The organism is Alphaproteobacteria bacterium (genome assembly GCA_025800285.1).
Taxonomy (GTDB): domain Bacteria; phylum Pseudomonadota; class Alphaproteobacteria; order JAOXRX01; family JAOXRX01; genus JAOXRX01.
Genome location: JAOXRX010000052.1, coordinates 1 through 2956 on the forward strand (window position 1 = coordinate 1; position 2956 = coordinate 2956).

Sequence of the window (2956 nt, forward strand, 5' to 3'; positions counted from 1 at the left end):
AAGGAAGCACAATAAATGCAGATCAAATGCTATTAAATGCAAAAACCCTCACCCTAAAAGCCAGTAAAAACACAACAGAAACAAACAGCAATAGCGACACAAAAACAGTAACAGCCAGTGCCAGCACATCAGGAAGCGCAAGCGTAGGAGCATCAACAAGTAGCAGTAACTCAAAAGGGACAACCACAACCCACAACAACACCCAACTAAACGGAAACAAAATCACAACAGTCACAACAGGAGACACAACCCTAGAAGGAGCAAATCTAAACGGAAGTGAAATAGACATGAGTGTAGGAGGAGACCTAACAGTAACAAGTCTACAAGATGAAACATCAAAAGAATCAAAAAGCCAAGGAGGAAGTGTAGGTTACGGAAGTGGCGGAGCCAGTGGAGGAGTTAACGGAGGATTTTCCTATGAAACAAGCAAATGGACAAACAACCAAACAAGCATCAAAGGAACAAAAAGCGTAAAAGTAAACGTAGCAGGGAAAACAACTCTAACAGGAGCCCTAATAGGAAATATAGACGAAGATGGAAATGACCTAGGAAACCTAGACTTTAAAACAGCATCACTCATCACAAAAGATCTAACAGACACCTCCAAAGGAAAGAAAATAGGAGGAGGAATCTCAGGAAGTAGTGGAAGTACAACAGTAACAGCAAATTATTCAGGACACGACAAAGAACAAAAGACAAATGCAACAATAGGAAAAGGAAAGCTGACAGTAGCAGACGGATCAGGAAGTGACGTTAACAGAGATACAGACAAAGCACAAGTAGTTACAAAAGATAAGAAGTTAGGTGGACTAGATGTGGATATGAAAGTTGACCATAACCTTCTGACAAAAGAAGGGCATAAAAAAATAAAAGACGACCTAGTAACAGCCTCAGCAATAACAAATGCAATAGAACAGATAGTAACAACAGACAAAGCAGGAATAACAGACTTCTTCGATGAAACAGAGAAAAACGTAAAAGTCTATGAAGGAATGAAAAAAGAACTGGCAAAAAATAAAGAGTTAGCAAAACAACTTCAAAATCCAAACCTAACACCAAAAAAGAAACAAGAAATGTTACAAACCCTAGCATCAACAGTAGCAACATCACTAGGATATAAAACAAACGAAGTTAAAGTAGTATCAACAGACACAGCAGGAGCCAATGGAAAACCAATTAAAGGACACTACGGAGAGAATGATAAAACCTATGTAAACGATAAATACAACGACTCAACATCAGATCTGATAACAACCTTAGGACACGAAACCCAACACTCAATGGATGAACAAGCAGGAACATTTAAACCTAACGATGAAGACCAAAATGAGTATGCAACTAATTTTGGAAAAGATGTTGCTTTTTATACAGATGGAGCATTAGGATATACAACAGGAGGAAGCTTGGCAACAACAAATAGTCATAATTCAGGACAACCTACGTCTACCCCTTCTGTATTTAATGATAATACTTTTGCTAATAATAATCTTGAGTTTGATGGGGTGGATAAGTCTAAGGGGGATGATTTCAAAGCATATCTTATAGACCATGGTTCAAGAAATGGAAAGACATATGGAGGTATAATGTATGTAGTTGGAGATAATGGAAAATCAACTGTAGTAAATATAAGTACATGGCCGAATCGAGAGAGTTATTATACAAAAAAAGGTAGAACAGATATTCCTCCAGGTATTGCAGAAACTATGGATGGAAAATCATTAACAGGGCAATATCTTCCAAAAGGACATAATAAAGGAAGAGAACCAGGGATTATTATAAATAACAATAAAAAAATTGATACAATAGGTCCCAACCCTGCACAGAATGGAACTTCTAAAGCAGATTATATACACATACATAAAGGTTATAGTGATACATGTAGAGGTTCTGCAAATTGCCCAACAATTAAACCTAGTCAAGCGCCAAATGTTTGGGATGTTTTAGAGCCTGGAGAAAAAGGAACAGTTGTCATTAAAAGAAGGAATGGTAATGAAAATTAATATTGTTATTTTATCTATATGTTTATTTTTCTCTAATTGTCTTGCTATAGAAGAAAATACTATAAAAAATTTAAAAAACAGTTATGATTTAAAAAGTCAGAAACAAATATATACTATTTTAAATAAACATATGGAAATAATAAATAAGAAACCAACAATAACAAATATAGAGTTATTTTTAGAATCTTTACCACTATATAAACTAAATGAAAGTGATGCTTTACATGAATTTTTCCAGAAATCTGTAGAAAATATCATTATATCTAATCGAGAAAACTTTTTTTTAGCTTTGTCAAGGTTAAGAAAATTTGAGCCTCCTTCTGATAATTATTTTGAAATAATATCTTTCTTAAGACAACCTATTTTAGTCAAAAAGCAAAAAATGAATCAAATATTTCTATCTTTAAAAAAACAAAAAATTTCTACATTTTATTTTAAAAACACTTGTGTAAAAGATAAAAGTTTTAGGTGCTTAAAGTCAAATTTTCCAGAATTAAGGATTATTAATCAAGATTTATATTATGAAATTTGGAATAAATATGTTAATGATATAAAAGATAGTAGTAATTTGAATAAGATGGTCAGTTTTATGGAGTTTTCAAATTACATATATGGTGCTAGTGCAATTAGTGGAGAATTTGATGATGATTTAATGCAATTGTGTATTAATAATCCCATAACTTGTTTAGATTCTGTAAAAAAATTAAATGATAAGATTAAAAATAGATTATTTCGTTTTCATTTGCCATCAATGGTTTATCCTAGTGACGAACTTGATAAGGTTTTTGAGCAATATCGTTTTCATAATGAGTATAAGGATATTTTAAAATTATATTTTAATGATAATATATAGAATTAACATAATAAAGGGGACAGTATCAATGGCGTTTAGTTAAGCCCTATTTTTCTAAAAAACAGACTTTTTTTTCCTCTTTTGAAAGTTAGCACTTTTAATC

The 2956-nt window shown here is 32.4% G+C and carries 2 protein-coding genes; both read left to right on the plus strand.

Annotation, left to right across the window (positions count from 1 at the left end):
* The coding region (locus OIF36_02680) for a hemagglutinin repeat-containing protein (GenBank protein ID MCV6599368.1) at positions 1 to 2000 on the plus strand (2000 nt) is incomplete at its 5' end.
* On the plus strand, positions 1990 to 2853 hold the full coding sequence (locus OIF36_02685; protein ID MCV6599369.1) for a hypothetical protein: 864 nt from the start codon (positions 1990 to 1992) through the stop codon (positions 2851 to 2853). The genes OIF36_02680 and OIF36_02685, both read left to right, overlap by 11 nt.
* Positions 2854 to 2956: the final 103 nt, after the last annotated feature.